This is a genomic window from Thermus tengchongensis (assembly GCF_021462405.1).
GTDB classification, from domain to species: Bacteria; Deinococcota; Deinococci; order Deinococcales; family Thermaceae; genus Thermus; species Thermus tengchongensis.
Map to the genome: position 1 here is coordinate 195,537 of NZ_JAKEDU010000002.1, position 23,004 is coordinate 218,540.

The window sequence follows — 23,004 nt, forward strand, 5'->3', positions numbered from 1 at the left end:
TTCTGACACGCGAATGGTTTTTGGGCGTTAAGCTGGAGGCATAAGGTGAGGAGGTTCTTAATGGTTTCTTAGCGATGGGGTTAACGGGGTGAGAGGGATGAAGGTGCGGTTGCCTCTATACGGCCCTGCCCGGGCGGAAGGACCCTTGGGTCCCCTTCCCCTGCGGCGCAAGGCCTTGGGCATCCTCTACTACCTGGCCCTCGAGGGTCCCACCCGCCGGGAAAAGCTGGCGGATCTCCTTTGGGGCCACGGGGCCGCCCTGCAGAACCTGCGGGTGGAGCTTACCCACCTCCGCAGGGTTTTCGGGAAGGGCACCTTTCAGGGCAGGATTCTGGAACTGCCCCCTGGCGTGGAGCTGGATCCCACTCCGGAGGGCGAGGAGGTGCTGGAAGGCCTCGAGGACCTCTCCCCAGCGTTTACCGACTGGGTGCATGTGCAAAGGGCCCGCCGGGAGGTTCCTAAGGAGGCCCTACCTCTCCTCGAGGGGTTAAAGGAAGTGCGTCCCCCCGCTTTGGTGGTGCTGATCGGTCCGCCGGGTTCGGGACAGGAGGAGCTAGCACGCTTGCTGGCGGGCAGGTTGGGCCTACCCCTCCGGGAGGGGCTGGGTCAGGGGCCGGGGGTCTTCTACCTCTCGGATCCTCTGCCCACCAAGGAAGAAGCCTTGAAACTCCGCCTTAACCCAGGGCAGGTGCTGGTGGTGGCTAGAAGCCTTTTCGGGGAAGATCCAGCCTTTCTTTTGGCCCTAAGGGCCCGTTTTCCCGCCGAGATCATCCGGGTTTTCCATGTGCCCCGCCTGGAGTTTTCGGAGGCCCGCCAGCGGTTTCTCCGCCATCTTTCCTTTGAGGAGGCGGCCCGCTTTTACCTGGAAAGTGGGGGCCGGCCGGGGGTGTTGCGGGAGCTTCTGGCTATGGGGAATCCCCAAGCCCTACCCCAGCGGGTGCGGGCCATGGTGGCCCTCGAGGCGCGCCACCTTTCCCAGTCCACCAGGAAAGCCTTGGAGATGCTGGCCCTCCACCCCGGGGCTTTCCCTGCTCCCCTGGCCGAGGCTTTGGGGTTTGGCGCATATTTGGGAGAACTGGAGCATAAGGGCTGGCTCAGCTTTTTTGAAGGGCGCTACTGGCTTACCGAACCTCAGTTCCGCCGCTATCTTTGCTCAGCCATCCCCCAAGGGGAAAGGGTTCGTTTCCATCTCCAGCTGGCTGAAGCCTTTCGCCAAATAGGGGACCCGGTGGCCCAGGCCTTTCACCTCAGCCGGGCCGGGGAGCCCTTGGAGTCGAAGGCCTTGCTGCGGGGTCTCAAGGAGTGGCGACGGGTGAGCGCGGATCCGCAGTTCCCTTGGTCGGATTTCCCCCCGCCTAATGTTTTGCTGGGCCTCGGGCCTTCCCTGCCTTTGGAGGCTCCAGAGGTATTCTCCTTGGTTTCCCTGGGCGGGGAGCCCGTGGAGGTACCCTTGGTGCTTTCCGAACCGGCTGTGGTTAAGCTGGAGGGGCGGGTGTACCAGGAGCTACTCCTGGGCCTGGGTCCCGATTCCGCTTCCTTTCCCTTGCGTCTTCTGGGGGAGGAGCGGAGCCTCTATTTTCTGCCCACTCCCTCGGGAACCAGTCTTTTTTGGGGGACGGTCCTCCCTGAAAACCCCTTGGCGTACCTCCTTCTGCTTCCCCCAGGGGTGTACCGCCTGGGGCTTGGGGTGCGGGGGCTGGCGGAATTCAGGCTCAGGGCCTACCGGCCTGCACCCGGAACCCTGCGGGTACTGGCTCCCTTGGGCCAGGTGGTGGAGGTTTAGGCCCCGGCCCCCGGTTGGGGCCGGTCGGTGGGGCCCACGGGGGGCGGGGCGGGGGGCAGGAGGAGGAGCCTTAGGACCTCGCCCACCTCCTCCACGAAGGTGATCTCCAGGTCCTTGAGGATCTCCTCCGGCACCTCCTTGAGCTCGGGCTCGTTCTCCTTGGGGAGGACCACCCGGTAGATGCCCGCCTGGTGGGCGGCGAGGAGCTTCTCCTTGACCCCGCCGATGGGGAGGACCCGGCCCCTCAGGGTGATCTCCCCGGTCATGGCGATGTCCATGCGCACGGGGCGGCCCGTGAGGGCGCTGGCCAGGGCGGTGGCCATGGTGATGCCCGCGGAGGGGCCGTCCTTGGGGGTGGCCCCTTCCGGCACGTGGATGTGCAGGTCAAAGTCCTTGTGGAAGCCTTCGGGCAAGCCCCACTCCTCCCGGTGGGCCCGCAGGTAGGTGAGGGCGGCGTGGGCCGACTCCTTCATCACCTCCCCCAGGTTGCCGGTGAGGTTCACCTTGCCCGTGCCCGGCACGGCCACGGCCTCGATGGTGAGGAGGGTGCCCCCGTAGGGGGTCCAGGCCAGGCCCTGGGCCACCCCCACCTGGGGGGCCTTCTCCGCCCGGTCCGGGCGGTACTTGGGCACGCCCAGGTAGGCCTCGAGGTCCTGGGCGTCCACCACCCGCACCCCCTCCCAGGGGCTTTCCAGGTAGTCCTTGGCCGCCTTGCGGGCCACCTTGGAAAGCTCCCGGTCCAGGTTGCGCACCCCCGCCTCCCGGGTGTACTCCTGCACGATGCGGTCGATGGCCCGGTCGGTGATCTCCAGCTTGCCCTCCAGGCCCGCCTCCTTCACCTGGAAGGGCCAGCGGAAGTGGCGGGCGATGGAGCGCTTCTCCGGCAGGGTGTAGCCGGGGATCTCGATGACCTCCATCCGGTCCAGGAGAGGCCGGGGGATGGTGGCCAGGGTGTTGGCGGTGGTGATGAAGAAGACCTTGGAGAGGTCGTAGGGCACGTCCAGGTAGTGGTCGGTGAAGGTGTGGTTCTGCTCGGGGTCCAAGACCTCCAGAAGGGCCGAGGCCGGGTCCCCCCGCCAGTCGGAGGAGAGCTTGTCGATCTCGTCCAGGAGGAAGACGGGGTTCACCACCCCCACCTGCCGCATCCCCTGGATGATCTTGCCGGGCAGGGCCCCGATGTAGGTGCGGCGGTGGCCCCGGATTTCCGCCTCGTCCCGCACCCCGCCCAAGGAGATGCGGTGGAACTTGCGGTTCATGCTGCGGGCGATGCTCTTGCCCAAGGAGGTCTTGCCCACCCCTGGGGGGCCCACGAAGCAGAGGATGGGGGCGTGGCCCCGCACCTCCTTTTCCTTGGTGAGCTGGCGCACCGCCAGGTACTCCAGGATGCGCTCCTTCACCTCCTTGAGGCCGTAGTGGTCCTCGTCCAGAACCCGCTTGGTGACGGCGATGTCCAGCACCTCGGGGTCGGCTTCGGTCCAGGGCACCTCCAGGAGCCAGTCCAGATAGGTCCGGCTCACCGTGGCCTCGGGGGAGCCGGGCTGCATGCGCTCGAGGCGCTTGAGCTCCTTGAGGGCCTTTTCCTTAACCCCCTCGGGCATGCCCTTTTTCTCGATGCGCTCCCGGAGCTCCTCGATTTCGCTTAGGAAGTCCTCCCCGCCCCCGAGCTCCTTCTGGATGGCCTTCATCTGCTCCCGGAGGTAGTACTCCCGTTGGTTCTGGTCCATCTGCTCCTTGACCCGGGCGGCGATCTTCTTGTCCAGCTCAAAGCGTTCCAGGTCGCGAAGAAGCAGGGCCAGGACCTTTTTAAGCCTTTCCTCCACCTCCGGGGTCTCCAGGATTGCCTGTTTTTCCTCCAGGCTCCAGGTGGCGTGGTGGGTTACCAGGTCCGCCAGGATGGCGGGGTCCAGGGTGCTTTTCACCGCCTCCTGCTGGTAGCGGTCCAGGCGCAGGGTCTTGTGGTTTAGCAGGTAGCGCTCAAAGGCTTCCTGCACCTCGCCCACCAGGACCCGGGCGAGGCTTGGGTCCTGCAGGGGGGGCTCGGACAACACCTCTCCCACGGCCCTCAGGTAGGGGGCGGCTACGTAGGAAACCAGGCGGGCCCGGCTCCTGGCCTCCACCATCACCTGCAGGGTGCCGTCGGGGAGGCGCATGGCCTGCTTGACCACGGCCAGGGTGCCCACGCCGTAGAGGTCCTCGGGGACGGGGTCGTCCACCTCGGGGTCCTTCTGGGTGACCAGGAAGATGTAACGGTCGGCGTTTAGGGCCTCCTCCACCGCCCTTTTGCTCTTGGGGCGGCCCACGTCCACCCCGGTGGTGGTGTGGGGGAGGATCACGGTGTTCCTCAGGGGAAGTACGGGAAGTTCCAGGCGCAAGACGTCCTTCATCTACCCTCCATGATAAGGGCTCCCCCAGGGCCGAAGGGACTTGGGGGCACAAAGGGAGGCGGCTAAAGGCCGGCCACCACGGTGGCCTTCAGGTCTTTAAAGGTGAACTCCACTTGGGGTGCCGGCAGGGCCTGGTTCAGCTGCACTCCCAGCCAGAGCTTGCCCGCCTGCACCCCGTAGGTGAGGTTCTGGCCCTTCAGGGTGAGGGAGGTGCTTTGGCTTAAGGCGAAGGTGGCGCTTCCCACCCTTTCGTCGTCGGGGCCCACTGGGCAGGCGTAGGCATAGGTGGTGGTGAAATCGGAGAGGGCGGTGCAGCTTGGGTCGCTGGCGGGATCGGTCAGACGGGCGTAGAGGTTCAGGGTGAGGGTTAGGGGCTGGTTGGCCTCGAGGGTGCCAGAGACCTCTACGCTCTTAGCGGGAACCCCTGGAAACTCCATGGCCTGTGCCGGATAGATCACCTGCCCCAAGGTGTCCCCAAGCGCGGCCACGGTCACCTTTTGCTCCGGAAGGGGTACGGTCACGCTCACCGAACAGGCCGCAAGGAGAAGGGACAGCCCAAGGGCGGACAAAAGAAGGCGCTTCACGGGCATATGTTACCGGAAGAGCCCTTAGGATGGGAGAGATGCACCGCCTGCTCTTTACCCTGGACCCGGAGGCCGCCCACGAGTTCACCTTGGAGCTCCTCGCCCTTTGGTCCGAGCGGGGGCCCCTTTTGGAGGTGCCCGCCCGCCTCCTGCGGGTGGAGGACCCGAGGCTTCACGTGGAGGCCTTGGGGCTTCGCTTCCCCAACCCCCTCGGCCTGGCGGCGGGGATGGACAAGGACGCGAAGGCCCTAGGGGCCTGGTGGGCCCTAGGCTTCGGCTTCGCCGAGGTGGGGACCCTCACCCCAAAAGCCCAGGAGGGGAACCCCAGGCCCCGGCTTTTCCGCCTCCTGGAGGACCGCGCCCTCATCAACCGCATGGGCTTCAACAACGGGGGGGCGGAGAGAGCGGCCAGGAGGCTTCGGCGCTTCCGCGAAAGGGGGCTTGCCTTCCCCGTGGGGGTGAACCTGGGCAAAAACCGGGACACCCCCCTGGAACGGGCGGCGGAGGACTACCTGGAGGCGTTGCGGGTCTTGGAACCCTACGGGGACTACTTCGTCCTCAACGTGAGCTCCCCCAACACCCCGGGGCTGCGCACCCTGCAAGAGGGCCCCTTTTTGGACGAGCTCCTCGCCCGTCTGCGGCCAGCCACCCGGAAGCCCCTCCTCCTCAAGCTGGCCCCGGACCTTTCCTGGGAGGCCCTGGACCAGGCGGTGGAGCTTTGCTTGAAGCATGGCCTCGAGGGCCTGGTGGCGGTAAACACCACCTTGGAGCGTCCGAACCTCAAAAGCCCCCTGGCCAAGGAAGCTGGGGGGCTTTCGGGGAGGCCCTTGAAGGAACGGGCCCTAGAGGTGCTGCGGCATCTTTCAGGGGTGGAGGGCCTCACCCTGGTGAGCGTGGGAGGGGTGGAGGGTCCTGAGGATGTCTGGGAGCGCCTGAAGCTAGGAGCCAGGTTGGTCCAGGTCTATACGGGCTTCGTCTACGGGGGTCCCCTTTTCCCCCGCCGGGTGCTGAAGGGCCTGCTGAAGCTTATGGAGGCGGAGGGGGTGAGAAGCCTGAAGGAGCTTTGGGTCCCTATACGGTGAGGGTGCAACCGCAAAGGAGTTCCAGCTCCACCGGGGACACGTGCCGCCAGGCTCCATTCTGGCGTAGGTGCAGGACGAGGAGGGTGTGGGGGTCAAAGACCACCACGTCCTTGACCCCTTGGGAGAGGTAGAACCGGGGGGCGATTTCCAGATCCTTGGCCTCGTAGCCCCGGCTCACCACCTCCACCACCGCCTCGGGCAGGAGGGTAATGGCCTCGTCCAGCTCCTCGGGCTCGCGGCAGAAGAGGGCGATGTCGGGGCGCTTGTAGGAGCCGTCGGGGAAGCGGACGTAGACGTCGGCCACGTGGACGCAGGGGCAGGAGCCCTCCTTGGGGCGGATGCTTCCCCGGATGCGGTCGATGGCCTTCTGGTGGCGGTAGGTGGGGGCCGCTTCCCAAAGGGGAAGCCCCCCCACCCATTCCAGGCGCAGGCCGAGTGCGTCCGCCTCGAGGAGCTTCCGCAGCACGCCCCTATTCTAGCGCCTCGTGGACGATGCGCCCCTCCACCAGGGTGAGGACGGGCCACCCCTCGAGGATCCACCCCGCCCAGGGGGAGAACCGGGCCTTGGAGGCGAAGGCTTTGGGGTCCACGGGGTGCTCCTTGGGGTCCAGGAGGACCAAGCTGGCCTCCGCCCCCACCTCCAGGTGCAGGGGGGGAAGGCCCAGCACTTTCCGAGGCCCATCGGTGAAGAGCTCCACCAGGCGCTTCAGGGGGAAGCCACGTTTCCGGTAGAGCTCGGTGTAGAGGAGGGGGAAGGCCACCTCGAGGCTCGGGATGCCAAAGGGGGCCCTCAGGAGGTCCATCTCCTTTTCCGCCTGGGTGTGGGGGGCATGGTCGGTGGCGATGGCGTCCAGGGTGCCGTCCAAAAGCCCCTCGATGAGGGCCTCCACGTCCTCCCCTGTGCGCAGGGGCGGGGCCACCTTGAAGAGGGGGTCAAAGGAGCGTAAGGCCTCCTCGGTGAGGGTCAGGTGGTGGGGGGTGGCCTCGGCGGTGACGGGAAGACCGGCCCGCTTGGCCTCCCGCACCAGCTCCAGGGCCCGCTTGGTGGAGAGGTGTTGCACGTGCAGGTGGGGCCTGGCTTGGGCCCGGCGCAGGGCGTAGCGCAGGACCTCGAGGTCCCGCGCCACTCGGGCCGCCTCCGCTTCCGGTGGGTTCCCGGGAAGGCCCAGGAGGTCGGCCAAAGGCCCGTCGTTCATCACCCCGCCCCGGCGCAGGGAGGCGTCCTCCGCGTGCACCGCCACGGGGAGGCCGAAGGCCGCGGCTCCCAAAAGGCCCGCCGCCAGCACCCCGGCGTCCTCGTTGGTATGCCCGTCGTCGGTGAGGAGGGGGGCGCCGGCCTCCTTGAGAAGCCCCGCCTCCGTGAGGGTTTTCCCCTCCTGGCCTTGGGTGAGGGCGGCGGCGGGGTGGAGGCGGGCCAGGCCCAGGGCCTGGGCCTTCTTCCTGAGGGCCCGCACCGCCTCCGGGGTGTCCACGGGCGGATTGGTGTTGGGCATGGAGACCAGGTCCGTGTACCCGCCCCGCACCGCAGCCCGAAGGCCCGTGGCCAGGTCCTCCTTCACCTCCTGCCCGGGCTCCCGCAGGTGGGCGTGGAGGTCCAAAAAGCCTGGGGCCAGGAAGCGCCCCTTCCCCTCAATGACCCTCTGGGCCTCCCCGCCCTCCAGGGAGAGGATGCGCCCCTCGCCGATGAGGACGTCCGCGAGGCCCCGTTCCCCCAGGGCGTCCACCAACATGACGTTCTTGATGAGGATATCTCCCATCACCTTTCCCTCCCCACCAGGAGGTGGTAGAGCACCGCCATGCGCACCGCCACCCCGTTATGTACCTGGCGGTTCACCAGGCTCCTTGCCGAGTCCGCCAGGGTTCCTTCCAGCTCCACGTCCCGGTTCATGGGGCCGGGGTGGAGGAGGGGGGCTTCCGGCTTGGCCTTCTTGAGCCGCGCTTCCGTCACCTGGTAGTGGGCGATGTAGTCCTCTAGGTTTACCAGGCCCGCCTCCATGCGCTCCTTTTGGAGCCTTAAGACCATCACCGCGTCCGCCTCCGCCAGGGCCTCATCCAGGCGGGGGGTGAGCCGCACCCCGGGGAGGCTCTGCGGCAGGAGGGCGGGAGGGCCGGCCCCCCAGACCTCCGCCCCCAGGAGGGGGAGGAGCTCGGCGTTGGAGCGGGCCACCCGGGAGTGGAGGATGTCCCCCACGATGGCGATCTTCTTCCCCTCCAGGCCCCCTAAGGCCTCGAGGAGGGTGTAGGCGTCCAGGAGGGCCTGGGTGGGGTGGGCCCGGCGGCCATCCCCCCCGTTGATGACCGCCCCCCGCACCCAGCGGGTGGCCTGGTGGGGCACCCCGGCGGCGTCGGCCCGGATCACGTAAGCGTCCACCCCCATGGCCTCGAGGGTGAGGAGGGTGTCCTTGTAGCTTTCCCCCTTCTGCAAGCTGCTGGTGGCTGCGGCGAAGGAGACCACGTCCGCGGACATGCGCCTGGCCGCCAGCTCAAAGGAGAGGCGGGTGCGGGTGGAGGGCTCGAAGAAGACCGTGGCCACGGTGAAGCCCTGCAAGGCAGGCACCTTCTTCACCGGGCGCTCCAGGACCTCGGCCATCACCCTGGCGGTGTCCAGGAGGCTTTCCACCTCGGCCCTGGTCCAGCCTTGGAAGTCCAGGAGATGCTTCATGCCGCCTCCTTCTCCCAAAGCTCCACCCGGTCCTCCCCGTCCACCTCGGCGAGCTTCACCTTCACCACCTCGTTTTTGGCGGTGGGCACGTTCTTGCCCACGAAGTCCGCCCGGATGGGAAGCTCCCGGTGCCCGCGGTCGATGAGGACTGCCAGGTAGATGCGCTTAGGGCGGCCCAGGTCCATGAGGGCGTCCAGGGCTGCCCGGGCGGTGCGGCCCGTGTAGAGCACATCGTCCACCAGGACCACCGCCTTGCCCGTGAGGTCAAAGGGGATCCGGGTCTGGCGCACCTGGGGCCGGACCCCGATCTCGGAAAGGTCGTCCCGGTAGAGGGTGATGTCCAAAACCCCCACGGGCACCTCCTTCCCCTCAAACTCCCGGATGTAGCGGGCGATGCGCTCCGCCAAGGGGATGCCCCGGGTGTGGATGCCCACCAGGACCAGGTCCTCCACCCCCTTGCCCGCCTCCACCACCTCGTGGGCGATGCGGTACAGGGCCCGGCGCATCTCCTCGGCGTTCATCAGCTCGGCCTTGAAGCGCACGGTTCACCCCCAAAAAGAAGCGGAGGCCAATGCCTCCGCTCGGCTTCTTTCTTCATGCCGCTTTCCCATCGCTTCATTTTTCCCCCTTTCCGGCCTCGCGGGACCGGTTTAAAGGCCCAGCCCACCTTACACCGGGAGGGGCCGCCGCACAAGACCCCCCGGGGGGCCCGTTGCGGCGGGTTTTTGGCCACCCGTGGCGGCTTGCGCCAGGGCGGGGACCCCAGAAGCACGGGCAGGCCGATCCCGCCTTGGCCCGTGGGGCGACCTCGGCGCGCGGGCACCTAAGTACCCCGTCGTGGCTTGCGCCACGACGGGGGTCCCAAAGAGGCCATGAGCGCGCCGCCTTGGCTTTGGCCGACGGGGCAACCTTTGCGTGCGGATACTTAGGGGCGGCCCCTGCGCCCAGGGGGGTGCAGGTACCGCCAGCCGGTCCAGAGGAGTACGCCGGCAAAGGCCCAGCGCAAGGCGTTTTCGGACAAGAGGTGGGCTGCTTCCCCCCCCAGAAAGGTACCCGCCAGCACCCCAGGCACCAGGCCCGGGACCACGGGGGCCTCCACGTTCCCCAAGCGGTGGTGGGCGTAGGCCCCCACCAGGCTGGCGGGGACCATGGCCAGGAGGCTGGTGCCCTGGGCGGTGTGCTGGTCCACGCCCAGGAGGAGGACCATGGCCGGGACCATGATGGTCCCCCCGCCCACCCCCATCATCCCCGAGAGGAAACCCGTGAAGCTCCCTGCGAGGAGGAGGGCGAGGTCCTGAAGGACCTGCCCCTGCACCAGGCCCACCGGGGCCAGGTGGGGCCGCAGGAGGAGCAGGAGGGAGACGAAGAGGAGAAAGAGGCCGAAGGCCCGCCGCAGGGCCTCTTCCGGCAGGCCGTGGGCGTAGCGGGCCCCGAGCCTGGCGGTGAGGATGGCGGTGGCGGCGAGGAGCAAGGCCGCCTTCGGGTTCAAAGAGCCCTGGAGCCCGTAGGTGACCGCCCCCATGAGCCCGGTGAAGAAGACCGCCACCAGGCTGGTGCCGTGGGCCTTGTGCTGGGAGAGCTTGAGGAGCCCCACCATCAGGGGGACCATGACCACGCCCCCTCCAAGCCCCACCAGGCCGCCGAAGGCCCCGCCCAGGACGCCGATGAGAAAGCCCATGGGCCTATCCTACCGGGTTGGGTGGCTCCCGGCCTTCCAAGACGGCCAGGAGGTTCTCCACCGCCATCTCCGCCATGCGCTCCCGGGTTCGCTTCCCCGCCGAGCCCATGTGGGGGGTGATGACGGCGTTGGGGAGGGCATAAAGGGGGTGGCCCTGGGGCAGGGGCTCGGGGTCGGTGACGTCTAGGCCCGCTCCGAAGAGGTGGCCCTGGAGGGCCTCCACAAGGGCTTCGGTGTCCACCAGGCCGCCCCGGGCGGTGTTGAGGAGGATGCTTCCCGGCTTCATGGCGAAAAGCTTCTCCCGGTCCATGAGCCGGTAGGTCTCGGGGGTGAGGGGGGCGTGGAGGCTCACGATGTCGGCGGTGGCCAGGAGGTCTTCCAGGGGGAGGTAGGGGTAGGGCAGGGGCTTAGGGGTGCGGCTCGTGTAGACCACCCGCATCCCAAAGGCCTCGGCCCTTTTGGCCACCGCCTGCCCGATCCGGCCCATGCCCACGAGGCCCAAGGTGAGGCCCCCTAGGTCTAAGCCCAGGAGGAGCTCGGGGTGCCAGGCCCGCCAAAGGCCTTTGCGGGCGTAGTCCACCCCCTCCACCACCCGCCTGGCCACCGCGAGGAGGAGGGCCCAGGTGAGGTCGGCGGTGGCCTCGGTGAGGACCCCGGGGGTGTGGGTGACGCGGATGCCCCGGGCCTGGGCCGCCTCGAGGTCCACGTGGTCCACGCCCACGCTGTAGCAGGCGATGACCCGGAGGCCGGGGGCCTGGTCCATCACCTCGGCGTCGATGCGGTCCTCCACGGTGGGGATGAGGCCCACCGCGCCCTCCACCTTGCGGAGGAGCTCCTCCCGGGGGAGGAGGAGGCCTTCGTGGACCTCCACCTCGAGGCCTCGCTCCCTTAGCCTATCCAAGGCTTTGCCCGGCAGGGTGCGGGTGACGAAGACCTTCACGGGACCACCTCCAGCTCGGGAAAGGCTGTGCGGTAGGGCGTGGGATCAAAGGTGGCCAGCCTTAGGCCGTGGTACACGGCGTGGGCCCCGATGAGGAAGTCGGCCAGGATGCGCCGGGGAAGCCCTCCTTCCCGCCGCTTCCTGGCGTAAAGGCCAAACCGCTCCCCCGCCAGGGTCCAGACCTGGAGGGGCATCTCGGGGCGCAGGCGGATGGCGAAGGCCTGTAAAAACGCCTGCAAAAGGGGCCAGCCTTCCCCGGCCCGCAGCTCGGCGTACACCGGGGGGCTCAAGAACAGGACGTGGGAGGCGCAGGCTTCCAGAAGGCCTACCGCCTCGGGGTGGAGGGCATCCTTGGGGTCCAAGGCGGCCAGGATGACGTTGGTGTCCAGGCTGGTCATCCTTCCCTAAGGGCGCGCACGTACCCCACCGCGTCGTGCCCTGTGGCCCTTCCCAAGGCCTCGGCCTCCTTGGGGTAAGCCTGGAGAAGCGCCTGCAACAGCTCCCGCACGGGGGGGCGCACGGGGCGCAGGCGGATTTCCCCCTCCACCACCTCCACCTGAAGCTTTTCCCCGGGGCGCAAGCCCAGGGCCCGGCGCACCTCGGCGGGCAGGGTGATCTGGTACTTGGGGCTAAGGGTGACCGTGGCCATGCCTTTAGCTTAGCGCAAATCGCCAAGCGCTTTTTGCTTTGCGCTAGGTTCCGGCAAAGGAAAGCTCTGCCACCGCCACCACGGGGCTTCCGAAGGCGGCCCCCAGAACCTCCCATTCCAGCCTGTCCCCCAGGGCCTCCACCGCCTGAAGGAGCTCCAGGAGGTTCCCGCTCACCGCGAAGTTCTCCACCGCGTACCGCGCCGCCCCCTCCTCCACCCAAAGCCCCAGGGCCTGGAGGGAGAAGTCCAGGCTCACGGGGTTGGCCCCCGCGTGGAGGCCCATGAACTCGGTGATGAGCACCCCCTTCGTGAGGGCCAGGTTGCCCACGGGCTCCAGGTAGAGGTTGCTGGGGGCCACGTCCAGAGTGCCCCGGTAGCGGCGGTGGGCGTGGCCGGTGTTCTCCTGGCCCAGGGCCCGGGCGGTTTCCGCGTTGTGGAGGAAGGTCTTGAACACCCCCTTCTCGATCACCACCGTGCGCCTGGCCGGGGTGCCCTCGGCGTCGAAGGGGCGGGAGAGGAGGCCCCGCTCTAGGGTGGGGTCATCCACCAGGGTTACCAGGGGGCTGGCCACCTGCTCCCCGATCTTTCCCAGGAGGCGGCTTTTGCCTTCCAAGGCGTTTTTTCCGGAAAGCGCCTGGGCGAAGACCGCCAGGAGGCCCGCCATGGCCTTGGGCTCCAGGTAGGCCCGGTAGCGGCCCGTGGGAAGGGGCCTGGCGTTCAGGAGCCTAGCCGTCCTCTCCCGGATCTCCAAGGCAGTGCGGCCGGGGTCCAGGGCGTGGAACTCCTTGGCCAGGCGGAAGTCCCAGCCCTGCTTGAGGCTTGCTCCTTCCCCCATCACCAGGCTTCCCCCCATTCCGGCGAGGCCCGTGCGGAAGGCCCCCTCGGCCCCTTGGGTGCTGGCCAGGGCCACCCGCACCTCCCGCTCCTGGTAGCCCCCCATGAGGACGCTACGGGTACGGGGGTCTTCCCGGAGGGTCCTTTCCAAGGCCAAGGCCGCCTCCTTCTTGGCCTCGAGGGGGGCGGAAAGCCCCTCCCCCAGGAGGTCGTGGCTTCCTAAGGGCCGCCCCTCCGGTAGGAAGCCTTCTTTGCCCGAGAGGAGGGCGTTGTCCCTGGCTTCGGCCAGGGCCCACTCCAGGGCGGCCTCGGAGAGCTCCTCGGTGTAGGCGTAGCCCACCTTCCCCCCGGCCACCACCCGCAGGCCGATGCCCCCTTGCCTGGCCTCCTTGATCTCCTCCAGCACGCCTTGCCGGGCCCTTAGGGAGAGCTCCCGTTCCTCCTGGAAGAGGACCTCGGCCTGGAGGCCCAGCTCCCTCGCCCGCCGCAAAAGGTAGCCCTTCGCTTCCTCCAGGGTCATGCCCTACCCCCCACCACGATCTCCGAGACCAGCACGTGGGGCTGGCCCACCTCCACGGGCACCATTCCCGAGAGGCTTCCGCACATCCCGGGGGCGTTTTCCCAGTCCTTCGCCACCGCCACCACCTTCCGGATGGTCTCTGGGCCCTTGCCCACCAGCATGGCCCCCCGCACCGGCTCCTCGATGCGCCCCTTGCGGATGAGGTACCCTTCCTGCACGGCGAAGTTGTACTCGCCCGAGCCCGGCTTCACCTGGCCGCCCCCCATCTCCTTGGCGTAGAGGCCGAACTCCACGCTGGCGATGAGGTCCTCCACCTCCCGGTCCCCTGGGGCGATGAAGGTGTTGCGCATGCGGGAGGTGGGGGCGAAGGTGTAGTCCTGGCGCCGGCCCGAGCCCGTCATGGGGTAGCCGGTGAGGAGGTGGCCCAGGCGGTCCACCATGTAGCTTTTGAGGATGCCCCTTTCGATGAGCACCGTGCGCTCCGTGGGGCGGCCCTCGTCGTCCACCTCCGTGGAGCCCCAGGCGTGGGGAAGGGTGCCGTCGTCGATGTAGGTGACCGCGGGGCTGGCCACCTCCTCCCCCAGCCGGTCCGCGAGGACGCTGGCCTTCTTGGCCACGCTGGTGGTCTCCAAGAGGTGGCCCAGGGCCTCGTGGAAGATGACCCCGCCGAAGCCGTTTCCCACCACCACGGGCATGGTGCCTGCGGGGGCGGGCTTGGCCCGGAGGTTGGTGAGGGCCTGGCGGGCGGCCTTGGCCCCCACCTCCCCTGGCGGGTAGAGCTGGAAGAGCTCCAGGCCCACGCTCTTGCCGGGGGCGGCCACCCCGGTCTGCACCTCGGCGCCCTCCTGGGCCACCGCCAGCACGAAAAGCCGGGTGCGGACCCTTTTTTCCTCGGCCCAGGTGCCCTCCGTGTTGGCGATCAGGACTTCCTGCTCCCATTCCTGGAGGCTGGCTTCCACCTGCTTGATTTCCGGGGAGATCCGGGCCCCGGCCTCAGCCTCCAGGAGCCTTTCCAGGCGGAAGCGCTTGTCCTTCTCCGAAAGGGGCACCTTGGGGGTGTGGAGGCCCTGGGGGAGGGTTTTGCGGAAGTCCAGGCCCCCGGCCCCCCGGGCGTCCACCCGCCCCAGGGCCCCTTTGGCCCGGAGGAGGGTTTCCAGGGCCTCCAGGAGCCCTTCTTGGGTGAGGTCGTTGGTGTAGGCGTAGACCACCTCGGTGCCGAAGAAGAGCCTGATCCCCGCCCCGTAGTCCAGGCCGGAGATGGCCTCCTCCAGCTTGCCCGAGCGCACGGTCATCCGCCGCCTTTTGGAGCGTTCGGCGTAGACCTCGGCGAAGTCGGCCCCGCCCTGGAGGGCCCTCCGCAGCACGGCTTCCACCAGTTCCGGCTGTAGCATGGGGGCATTCTACCGGGGCCTGACCGCCCGGTCAATGGCGGAGGGCCAGGAGGTGGAAGACCGCCCCCTCCAGGGCCAGCCAGGGGTCCTTGCCCGCCTTGGCCCGCGTTTCCGCCCCGATCAGCACCTCCAGAGCCCTTCGCAGCTCTCCCTGGTCCAGGGTTCGCGCCAGCTCCAGGGCCTTCCTGGCCGCGTAGGGGTGGGCCTCGAGGCGGGCGAGGTCCTCCTCCTTGGGCCTGGGGTTTTCCCTGAGGAGCATCCAGGCCCGGGCCAGGAGGCCAAACTGCCAGGCGAAGGCCCCAAGGAGCTTCAAAGGCTCTTCCCCTTCCTCCCGAAGCCGCTTCAGGCGGCGGAAGGCCTCCTTGGCGTCCCCCTCCAGCACCGCCCGCACCAGGTCAAAGCCGCTTACGGGGGGCCTCAGGGCCACCACTCGTTCCACCTTCTCCAGGGTGAGGGGCGGGGAGAGGAGGGCGAGCTTCTCCAGCTCGCGCTCCAGGGCCTCAAGATAGCCTCCCGGCTGACCGAGGTCCCCCTCCAAGGAGGCCAGGTACTGGACCACCCCCGCGGGGAGCTTGAGCCCCAGGCGTTTGGCCCGGTTTTCCAGGTGCCGGAGGAGGTCCTTCCCCTTGGGGGTGGGGAAGTCCCGCCTTTCCCGGGTGCGGTAGAAGGCGGCCCGGGCGGTGGTGGGCTTGGGGTCCAGGAGGAGGACGGGGACCTCCTCGGGAACGCCCTCCAAGAGGGGCTTCAGGGCCTTCCACTCCCCATCGCCCACCTCCCTCAGGTCCAGCATGGCCCCTCCTCCCCCGAAAAGCCCGGGGCTTAGGGCCTCGGCCAGGGCCTCCGGGGTGGGCTCCGTGAAGCGGGTGAGGCCCTGGAGCCTGGCCTCTTGCAGGAGGGCCTCCCGGGCCAAAAAGGGGTCGCCGGTGAAGGCGATGACCATGGGGGCCGCTTCCCGCTAAAGGGCGTTCAGCCCCGTGGCCTCCCGCCCCAGGACCAGGGTGTGGATGTCGTGGGTGCCCTCGTAGGTGTAGACGGTTTCCAGGTTCAGCATGTGGCGGATGGCGTGGTACTCCAGGGTGATGCCGCTGCCCCCCAGGATGTCCCGGGCCAGGCGGGCGGCTTTTAGGGCCTTCCACACGTTCTGCCGCTTGGCTAGGGAAACCTGGGCGGGCTTGAGCTGGCCTTCATCCTTGAGCCGGGCGAGCCGCCAAGCGAGGAGGAGGCCCTCGGTGTGGTCGGCGAGCATCTCCGCCAGCTTGGCCTGCACCAGCTGCTTCTTGGCGATGGGCTCGCCGAAGGTGGAGCGGCTCTTGGCGAACTCCACCGCCTCGGTGTAGACGGCCTCCAAGGCCCCCAGGACCCCCCAGGCGATGCCGAAGCGGGCCTGGGTGAGGCAGGAGAGGGGGGCTTTTAGGCCTTCCGCCTTGGGCAGGCGCAGGGCCTCGGGCACCCGCACCTCCTCCAGGATGAGCTCGCTGGTGACCGAGGCCCTTAGGCTCATCTTGTGCTTCACCTCCCGGGCCTGGAAGCCCGGGGTGTCGGTGGGGACGATGAAGCCCAGAACCTGCCCCTCCTCGTCCTTGGCCCAAACGATGGCGATCTGGGCCAGGTTGCCGTTGGTGATCCACATCTTGGTGCCGTTTAGGACCCAGGTGTCCCCCTCCCGGCGGGCCTTGGTCTTCATGTTGCCGTAGGGGTCTGAGCCCCCGTCGGGCTCGGTGAGGCCGAAGCACCCCACCATCTCCCCCCGGGCCAGCTTGGGCAGGAACTCCCGCTTCTGCTCCTCGCTGCCAAAGGCGTAGATGGGGTACATGACCAAGGAGCTCTGCACGCTCACGAAGCTCCTGAGCCCCGAGTCCACCCGTTCCAGCTCGTAGGCGATGAGGCCGTAGGCGGCGCTGGAAACCCCTGCCCCCCCGTACTCCGGGGGCAGGGTGGGGCCTAGGAAGCCCAGCTCGGCGAACCTGGGGATGAGGTGGGTGGGGAAGACCCCTTCCTCCCACCACTCCCGGATATAGGGCAGGGCCTCCTTTTCCAGGAAGCGGCGGGCGGCCTTCCTAATCTCCTTCTCCTCCGGGGTGAGGAGGTCTTCTATGGCGTAGAAGTCCAGCATGGGGCACCTCGGGTACCAGTCTACCCTGCCCCAGGGTCCCCACCGCGGCCTTGGGCGCGGTGGGGCCTTTAGAGCATGCCCGCTAGGAAGCCCTCCTCCCGGATGGTGCGGATGAGGTCCATGACCGTGAGGGCCTGGGGATCGTACTCCACCAGGAGCTGGGCGGGGCCGGTGGCCTGGGCGGTCTGCACCCCTTCCAGGCCCCTTAGGGCGGCCAGGATCCGCTCCATCCCCTCCGGGGTGGGTTCCCCCCGGATGCCGATCATCACGCGGTTCATGCCCCTATTCTAAGACCCCCCGGGTCTCCCCCCGCGCTCCCCGGCTTCCCAGGACCCGCACCGCCAGGACCAGGGGGCCGATGGCGAAGCCCTGGGCCCTTAGGGCCTCGGCCAGCGCCTTGCGCTCGGGGTCCAGGTGCAGGGCCACCTCGTAGACCCCGGCATCGTAGGCGCTCTTCACCACCGCGGCCAGGAGGCCTTCCAAGGTGGCTTGGTCCTTGCCCTCGAGGCGGGTGATGAGGACCGTGGTGGCCTCCCCCTGCCACACCGCCTGGGCCAGGGCGAAGCCCATGGGCTCCTCCCCCTCCTCGGCCAGGAAGGAGTGGCCGGTGCGAGCGAAGTGGCGCACGGCGCCAAGGCTCAAGGGGCGGCTTCCCGCCACCCGGTTCAGGAGGTCCAGGTCCAGCTCGGTAAAGGGACGGAAGCGCATGGGTCCATTATCCCTCGGGGGCGGGCTGGCCTCGGGGGCGGAAGAGGAGGACCTCCAAAAGGAGCACCAGGGCCGCCAAAAGCGCCAGGAAGCGCCCGGCCCCCCCTGGGTTTTTGGGCAGGAAGCTGGCCTCCGGGGTGGGGAGGAGGGTTTCCCCGGGGGAAAGGAGGCCGCTGCGCACTTCCCGGTAAGGCTTGAGGAAGTTGTAGACCAGAAGGGGGAAGAGGGGCCGCTCCTGGACCGCCTCCAGGGGGGGCAGGTAAAGCCCTTTTTCCGTGAAGTAGAGGAGGCCCGCCCCCTCCTCCCCCTCCGCCAGGGCCTGCCAGGGGGCGGGGGGCCTGGGGGGCGGGGGGAGCTTCTCCCCCAGGAGGGCTACCCCTTCCAGGAGGGGGTGGGGGGCGGTGAGGAGGACGGGGGTGGGGGGGCCTCCGGTGGGGGCCAGGTAGAGGGTGGGGCGCTCCGGGGCTCCCTCCGGCACCCCGATCCGCACCCGCACCTCGGCCCCCGGCGCCGCCCCCAACAGGCGGAAGAGCCGTTCCAGGGCGGGGAGGGGAGGGTAGTCCACCCCCAGGCGGCGGAGGCCGAAGGCGGCCTCGTCGTCCAGGTCCAAGGCCCCTCCGTTCAGGAGGCGGGCGCTAAAGCTTGGGGGGAGGCCCTCGAGGCGGGCGAAGCCCCGGGGAGGCACCCTTACCTCCCGCACCTCCCCCGCCACCTCCACCCGGGCGGTGAGGGAGCGGCTGGCGCTATTCCCCAAGGCCAAAAACCCCTGGGCCACCGCCACGATACCCAGGTTCTCCTGGGGGGTGCCCACCCCTATATACCCCTCCACCCCGGGAGGGGCGGGGCCGTCGGTGGCCACCACCACCGGGGCCCTGAGGAGCCTGCGGCCCAGGGCGATGGCCGCCTCCAGGTCCGCCTCCCGGTCCTTGGCCTCCATCTCCAAAAGCCTCCCCCGCAGGGCCACCCCGGGGGCGGGGCCAAAGGCCTGGGGCGTTTCCCCGGCCCGCACCAGGACCGCCTCCGGGGCCCGTTCCAGGAGGGGGAGGAGCCTCTCCTTGGCCAGGTCCAGCCGGGTCCTGGCCCCTTCCCGGGCGGCCATGCTGGCGGAGGCATCCACCACGAAGACCATGGGGGAGGGCCCCAGGGGAGGGTCCTCGAGGGCCAGGACCATCAAGGCGGCGGCCAGGAGAAGGAGGAAAAGCCTTAAGTCCAGCCAGGGCCGAAAGCGCTTCTTCCTGCCCCTCTGCCAAAGCCATACCCCGGCCCAGGGGCGCACCCTGGGCCTCTTCGCCCGGTAAAGGAGGTATACGAGGAGGAGCACCGGAAGGAGGAGCCAGAGCATTGTCCTTAGCCTAGTCCGGTCCCTGGGCATCTGCTAGGGTAGGGGTGGCATGGGGCTTAGGCCGACGCCAGCCAAGGTGCCTTGGGAGTGCCCGGATACGACAGGGAAAGGGTATCGCCTGAGAGGGCAGCCCGGGTTACCTTTTTTGACGAGGGAAGTGGCGAATGCTTTCCTCTGGAGTGTCCTTGGAAAGGGGACAGGGCTTTTTCCTGGCTGGAAGGATAGCCATGTGGATTTTGGGCATAGACACCTCCTGCGACGACACCGGGGTGGGCCTGGTGCGGGATGGGGAAGTGGTGGTCAACCTGGTGGCGGGCCAGGTGGCCCTGCACGAGGCCTACGGCGGGGTGGTGCCGGAGCTGGCGAGCCGCGAGCACCTGAAGGTCCTCCGCCCCCTGGCGGAACGGGCCCTGGCCGAGGCGGGGATAGGGCCTAAGGACCTTTCCCTCATCGCCGCCACCCGGGGCCCTGGGCTCATCGGGGCCCTTTTGGTGGGCTACACCTTCGCCAAGGGCCTGGCCTGGGCCCTGGGGCGGCCCTTCTACGCGGTGCACCACCTCGAGGCCCACATCGCCGCCGCTTGGCCCGAGGGGCTAGAGCCTCCCTTCCTGGCCCTGGTGGCCTCGGGAGGGCACACCCACCTCTTTGAGGTTCGGGGCCTGGGAAAGTACCGCCTTCTGGGGGCCACCCGGGACGACGCCGCTGGGGAGGCCTTTGACAAGGTGGCGAGGCTTCTGGGCCTGGGCTTTCCTGGGGGACCCGAGATCGAGCGCCTGGCCCAGGAAGCCAGGGAGAAAGTGCCCTTCCCCGTCCCCCTCAAGGACCAGAAGGGGTACGAGTTCAGCTTCTCCGGCCTAAAGACGAAGGCGGTGCAGCTGGTGGAGGCTGGGCATCCCGCTCCAGCCTTGGCCAGGGGGTTTCAGGAGGCGGCGGTGGAGCACCTGGCCCAGGTGGTCATCCGGGCTGCCCAGGACACGAGCCACAGGGTGCTTCTGGTAGCGGGAGGTGTGGCCGCCAACCGGGCCCTGCAGGCTCGCTTCCAGGAGGCGGGGCTTACCGTGTACTTTCCTCCCAAAGGCCTTTCCCAGGACAACGGGGCCATGGTGGCCCTGGCGGCCTGGAGGCGCCACCAGGCGGGCTTTCCCCCAAGCCCCCTGTCGCTTGGGGCCACCGCCTACTGGCCCCTCGAGGAGGCTTAAATGCTCCGCTGTGGCCTGTGGTGGGGGCCCTAAGGAGGCGATGGTTATGCCCTTCCGCCGGCTATAGGGGGCTTTGCATGCGGGCCCTCAGGAGGGTTTCTCATCCAAAAGGGGAGTACAATCGGCCCTAGGATGCTGGGCCTCATACGGAAGCTTTTTGACAACAACGAGCGGGAGATCGCCCGCTACTACAAGCAAGTGGTGGAGCCCACCAACCGGTTGGAACCGGAGGTGGAGCGGATCGCTGACCTCCAGGCGGCTTACGCCGAGCTAAGGGAGAGGCACCGGCGGGGGGCCAGCCTGGAGGAGCTTCTCCCCATGGCCTTCGCCTTGACCCGGGAGTCGGCCAAGCGCTATTTGGGCATGCGCCACTTCGACGTGCAGCTCATCGGGGGGGCCGTCCTCCACGAGGGCAAGATCGCCGAGATGAAAACCGGGGAGGGCAAGACCCTGGTGGCCACCTTGGCCGTGGCCCTCAACGCCCTCACCGGTAAGGGCGTACACGTGGTCACGGTGAACGACTACCTGGCCCGGCGCGATGCGGAGTGGATGGGGCCCGTGTACCGCGGTCTTGGCCTCTCCGTGGGGGTCATCCAGCACAGCTCCACCCCCGAGGAGCGCCGCAGGGCCTACCTGGCCGACGTCACCTACGTGACCAACTCCGAGCTGGGCTTTGACTACCTCCGGGACAACATGGCCATCAGCCCGGACCAGCTGGTGCTCCGCCACGACACCCCCTTGCACTACGCCATCATCGACGAGGTGGACTCCATCCTGATCGACGAGGCCCGCACCCCCCTCATCATTTCCGGCCCGGCGGAAAAGGCCACGGACCTCTACTACAAGATGGCGGAGATCGCCAAGAAGCTGGAAAGGGGCCTTCCCCCGGAGCCTGGGGTGCGCAAGGAGCCCACAGGGGACTACACCGTCGAGGAGAAGAACCGCTCCGTGCACCTCACCCTTCAGGGGATCGCCAAGGCGGAAAAGCTCCTGGGGGTGGAGGGGCTTTTCAGCCCGGAGAACATGGAGCTTGCTCACATGCTCATCCAGGCCATCCGGGCCAAGGAGCTCTACCACCGGGACCGGGACTACATCGTCCAGGATGGCCAGGTCATCATCGTGGACGAGTTCACGGGCCGCCTCATGCCGGGCCGCCGCTACGGGGAAGGCCTCCACCAGGCCATCGAGGCCAAGGAGGGGGTCAGGATCGAGCGGGAGAACCAGACCCTGGCCACCATCACCTACCAGAACTTCTTCCGCCTCTACGAGAAGCGGGCCGGGATGACCGGCACCGCCAAGACCGAGGAGAAGGAGTTCCAGGAGATCTACGGCATGGACGTGGTGGTGGTGCCCACCAACCGCCCCATGATCCGCCAGGACTTCCCCGACGTGGTCTACCGCACGGAAAAGGGGAAGTTCTACGCGGTGGTGGAGGAGATCGCCGAGAAGTACGAGCGGGGCCAGCCCGTATTGGTGGGTACCATCAGCATCGAGAAGTCGGAGAGGCTTTCCCAGATGCTCAAGGAGCCCCGCCTCTACCTGCCCCGGTTGGAGATGCGCCTGGAGCTTTTCAAGAAGGCCAGCCAGAAGCAACAGGGGGAGGAGTGGGAGCGCCTGAGGAAGCTTCTGGAAAAGCCCACCCAGCTCAAGGACGAGGACCTCGCCCCCTTCGAGGGCCTCATCCCCCCCAAGGGCAACTTGCGGGCTGCGTGGGAAGGCCTGAAGCGGGCGGTGCACACCCTGGGCATCCTGCGCCAGGGTATCCCCCACCAGGTGCTCAACGCCAAGCACCACGCCAAGGAGGCGGAGATCGTGGCCCAGGCGGGCCGGAGCAAGACCGTCACCATCGCCACCAACATGGCGGGCCGGGGCACGGACATCAAGCTGGGGGGGAACCCCGAGTACCTGGCGGCAGCCCTATTGGAGAAGGAGGGTTTTGACCGGTACGAGTGGAAGGTGGAGCTCTTCATCAAGAAGATGGTGGCAGGCCAGGAGGAGGAGGCCCGGGCCCTGGCCCAGGAGCTAGGCATAAGGGAAGAGCTCCAGGAAAAGATCCGCCAGATCCGGGAAGAGTGCAAGGCGGACGAGGAACGGGTGCGGCAACTGGGAGGGCTTTTCATCCTGGGCACCGAGCGGCACGAGTCCCGCCGCATCGACAACCAGCTTCGGGGCCGGGCTGGGCGCCAGGGGGACCCGGGGGGAAGCCGCTTCTACGTGAGCTTTGACGACGATCTCATGCGGCTTTTCGCCTCGGACCGGGTCATCGCCATGCTGGACCGCATGGGGTTTGACGACTCTGAGCCCATCGAACATCCCATGGTGACCCGCTCCATCGAGAGGGCGCAGAAGCGGGTGGAGGACCGCAACTTCGCCATCCGCAAGCAACTTCTCCAGTTTGACGACGTCATGGCCCGCCAGCGGGAGGTCATCTACGCCCAGCGCCGTCTGATCCTCCTGGGGAAGGACGAGGAGGTGCGGGAGGCCGCCCTGGGCATGGTGGAGGAGACCGTGGCAGGGATGGCGGAGAACTTCCTGAACCCCCAGGTGCACCCGGAGGATTGGGACCTCGAGGGCCTCAAGGCCGCCCTTCTGGACACCGCGCCCCAGCTGGCCGACTTCCCCTTTGAGGAGCTGAGGCGGCTGAAGCCCGAGGAGGGGGTGGAGCGCTTGGTGGCGGCGGCGCTGGAGGCCTACGAGGCCCGGGAGCAGGAACTTTCCCCTCCTTTGATGCGGGCGGTGGAGCGCTTTGTAATCCTCAACGTGGTGGACTCCGCCTGGAAGGAGCACCTGCACAACCTGGACGTGCTCCGCCAAGGCATCTTCCTGCGGGGCTATGGGCAGAAGGACCCCTTCCAGGAGTACAAGATCGAGGCCACCCGCCTCTTCAACGACATGGTGGGCTTCATCAAGGGGGAGGTGGCCAAGTTCCTCTTCCGCCTCAAGGTGGAGGCGGAGCCAGTCCGCCCGGTGCGGGAGGCGCCCTACGTGCCCGTTCCCCAGGCCCAGGCCGAGACCCCGCCCTTCGGGGTGGAGAGGAAGCGGCCTGCCACCCCGCCGCCCCAGCCCGGGCTTTCCCGCGCCGAGCGCCGGCGGCTAATGCGCGAGGAGAGGAAGCGCAAAAAGCAGTAGGAAAAC

The 23,004-nt window shown here is 68.2% G+C and carries 21 protein-coding genes; 4 read left to right on the forward strand and 17 right to left on the reverse strand.

Annotated features, from left to right (window positions below):
• Positions 1-97: 97 nt before the first annotated feature.
• Entirely contained in the window at positions 98-1,783 is a 1,686-nt protein-coding gene (locus tag L1087_RS03355; RefSeq protein ID WP_234557617.1) for a hypothetical protein, read from the forward strand.
• Here L1087_RS03355 and lon read toward each other — a convergent pair.
• The gene (gene lon, locus L1087_RS03360; RefSeq protein WP_234557618.1) at positions 1,780-4,167 is read right to left on the reverse strand and encodes an endopeptidase La; all 2,388 of its coding nucleotides are present in this window, start codon (positions 4,165-4,167) and stop codon (positions 1,780-1,782) included. The two genes, L1087_RS03355 and lon, sit on opposite strands and share 4 nt — an antisense overlap.
• A gap of 62 nt (positions 4,168-4,229) precedes the next feature.
• Positions 4,230-4,751, reverse strand: a complete 522-nt coding sequence (locus L1087_RS03365; RefSeq protein WP_234557620.1) for a hypothetical protein — start codon at positions 4,749-4,751, stop codon at positions 4,230-4,232.
• Between the two features lie 38 nt (positions 4,752-4,789).
• Between L1087_RS03365 and L1087_RS03370 the strand changes: the two genes are divergently transcribed.
• A complete protein-coding gene (locus L1087_RS03370) occupies positions 4,790-5,833 on the forward strand; it encodes a quinone-dependent dihydroorotate dehydrogenase (RefSeq protein ID WP_234557622.1) in 1,044 nt (347 codons plus the stop codon).
• Here the strand turns inward: L1087_RS03370 and L1087_RS03375 are convergent.
• The 15 genes from L1087_RS03375 to L1087_RS03445 all read right to left on the reverse strand — a co-directional run bounded on the left by L1087_RS03375 (position 5,823) and on the right by L1087_RS03445 (position 18,670).
• Complete coding sequence (locus L1087_RS03375; protein ID WP_135259737.1) at positions 5,823-6,299, reverse strand: Uma2 family endonuclease; 477 nt, start codon at positions 6,297-6,299, stop codon at positions 5,823-5,825. The two genes, L1087_RS03370 and L1087_RS03375, sit on opposite strands and share 11 nt — an antisense overlap.
• Before the next feature lie 4 nt (positions 6,300-6,303).
• On the reverse strand, positions 6,304-7,590 hold the full coding sequence (locus L1087_RS03380; RefSeq protein ID WP_234557624.1) for a dihydroorotase: 1,287 nt from the start codon (positions 7,588-7,590) through the stop codon (positions 6,304-6,306).
• Positions 7,590-8,495: an aspartate carbamoyltransferase catalytic subunit gene (locus L1087_RS03385; protein ID WP_234557626.1), complete on the reverse strand. Its 906-nt coding sequence runs from the start codon at positions 8,493-8,495 to the stop codon at positions 7,590-7,592. The genes L1087_RS03380 and L1087_RS03385 overlap by 1 nt, the downstream gene beginning before the upstream one ends.
• Entirely contained in the window at positions 8,492-9,037 is a 546-nt protein-coding gene (gene pyrR, locus L1087_RS03390; RefSeq protein ID WP_234557627.1) for a bifunctional pyr operon transcriptional regulator/uracil phosphoribosyltransferase PyrR, read from the reverse strand. The genes L1087_RS03385 and pyrR overlap by 4 nt, the downstream gene beginning before the upstream one ends.
• 383 nt (positions 9,038-9,420) lie before the next feature.
• The gene (locus tag L1087_RS03395) at positions 9,421-10,173 is read right to left on the reverse strand and encodes a sulfite exporter TauE/SafE family protein (RefSeq protein WP_234557629.1); all 753 of its coding nucleotides are present in this window, start codon (positions 10,171-10,173) and stop codon (positions 9,421-9,423) included.
• 4 nt (positions 10,174-10,177) lie between these two features.
• On the reverse strand, positions 10,178-11,113 hold the full coding sequence (locus L1087_RS03400; RefSeq protein WP_234557630.1) for a 2-hydroxyacid dehydrogenase: 936 nt from the start codon (positions 11,111-11,113) through the stop codon (positions 10,178-10,180).
• Entirely contained in the window at positions 11,110-11,511 is a 402-nt protein-coding gene (locus L1087_RS03405; RefSeq protein ID WP_038041846.1) for a type II toxin-antitoxin system VapC family toxin, read from the reverse strand. Before L1087_RS03405 ends, L1087_RS03400 begins: the two co-directional genes overlap by 4 nt.
• Positions 11,508-11,762, reverse strand: coding sequence for an AbrB/MazE/SpoVT family DNA-binding domain-containing protein (locus L1087_RS03410; RefSeq protein WP_038041848.1), 255 nt, complete (start codon positions 11,760-11,762; stop codon positions 11,508-11,510). Before L1087_RS03410 ends, L1087_RS03405 begins: the two co-directional genes overlap by 4 nt.
• Positions 11,763-11,805: 43 nt before the next feature.
• Positions 11,806-13,116 carry a TldD/PmbA family protein gene (locus tag L1087_RS03415; RefSeq protein ID WP_234557631.1) on the reverse strand — a complete coding sequence of 437 codons (1,311 nt, stop codon included), beginning with the start codon at positions 13,114-13,116 and terminating at the stop codon, positions 11,806-11,808.
• A complete protein-coding gene (locus tag L1087_RS03420; RefSeq protein ID WP_234557633.1) occupies positions 13,113-14,507 on the reverse strand; it encodes a TldD/PmbA family protein in 1,395 nt (464 codons plus the stop codon). Before L1087_RS03420 ends, L1087_RS03415 begins: the two co-directional genes overlap by 4 nt.
• Before the next feature lie 31 nt (positions 14,508-14,538).
• Positions 14,539-15,447, reverse strand: a complete 909-nt coding sequence (gene holA / locus L1087_RS03425; protein ID WP_234557635.1) for a DNA polymerase III subunit delta — start codon at positions 15,445-15,447, stop codon at positions 14,539-14,541.
• A 15-nt stretch (positions 15,448-15,462) separates the two neighbouring features.
• Positions 15,463-16,620: an acyl-CoA dehydrogenase family protein gene (locus L1087_RS03430; protein WP_234557637.1), complete on the reverse strand. Its 1,158-nt coding sequence runs from the start codon at positions 16,618-16,620 to the stop codon at positions 15,463-15,465.
• 68 nt (positions 16,621-16,688) lie between these two features.
• Positions 16,689-16,898, reverse strand: coding sequence for a hypothetical protein (locus L1087_RS03435; RefSeq protein WP_038045921.1), 210 nt, complete (start codon positions 16,896-16,898; stop codon positions 16,689-16,691).
• A gap of 4 nt (positions 16,899-16,902) precedes the next feature.
• Positions 16,903-17,328, reverse strand: a complete 426-nt coding sequence (locus L1087_RS03440) for a DUF1999 family protein (RefSeq protein ID WP_234557639.1) — start codon at positions 17,326-17,328, stop codon at positions 16,903-16,905.
• Positions 17,329-17,335: 7 nt separating this feature from the next.
• Entirely contained in the window at positions 17,336-18,670 is a 1,335-nt protein-coding gene (locus L1087_RS03445) for a vWA domain-containing protein (RefSeq protein WP_234557641.1), read from the reverse strand.
• A 227-nt stretch (positions 18,671-18,897) separates the two neighbouring features.
• Between L1087_RS03445 and tsaD the strand changes: the two genes are divergently transcribed.
• Together tsaD and secA are read left to right on the forward strand one after the other, a co-directional pair.
• On the forward strand, positions 18,898-19,869 hold the full coding sequence (gene tsaD / locus L1087_RS03450) for a tRNA (adenosine(37)-N6)-threonylcarbamoyltransferase complex transferase subunit TsaD (RefSeq protein WP_234557643.1): 972 nt from the start codon (positions 18,898-18,900) through the stop codon (positions 19,867-19,869).
• 132 nt (positions 19,870-20,001) lie between these two features.
• Positions 20,002-22,998 (forward strand): preprotein translocase subunit SecA, encoded by a 2,997-nt coding sequence (gene secA / locus L1087_RS03455; protein ID WP_234557646.1) that lies wholly within the window; start codon positions 20,002-20,004, stop codon positions 22,996-22,998.
• Positions 22,999-23,004: the final 6 nt, after the last annotated feature.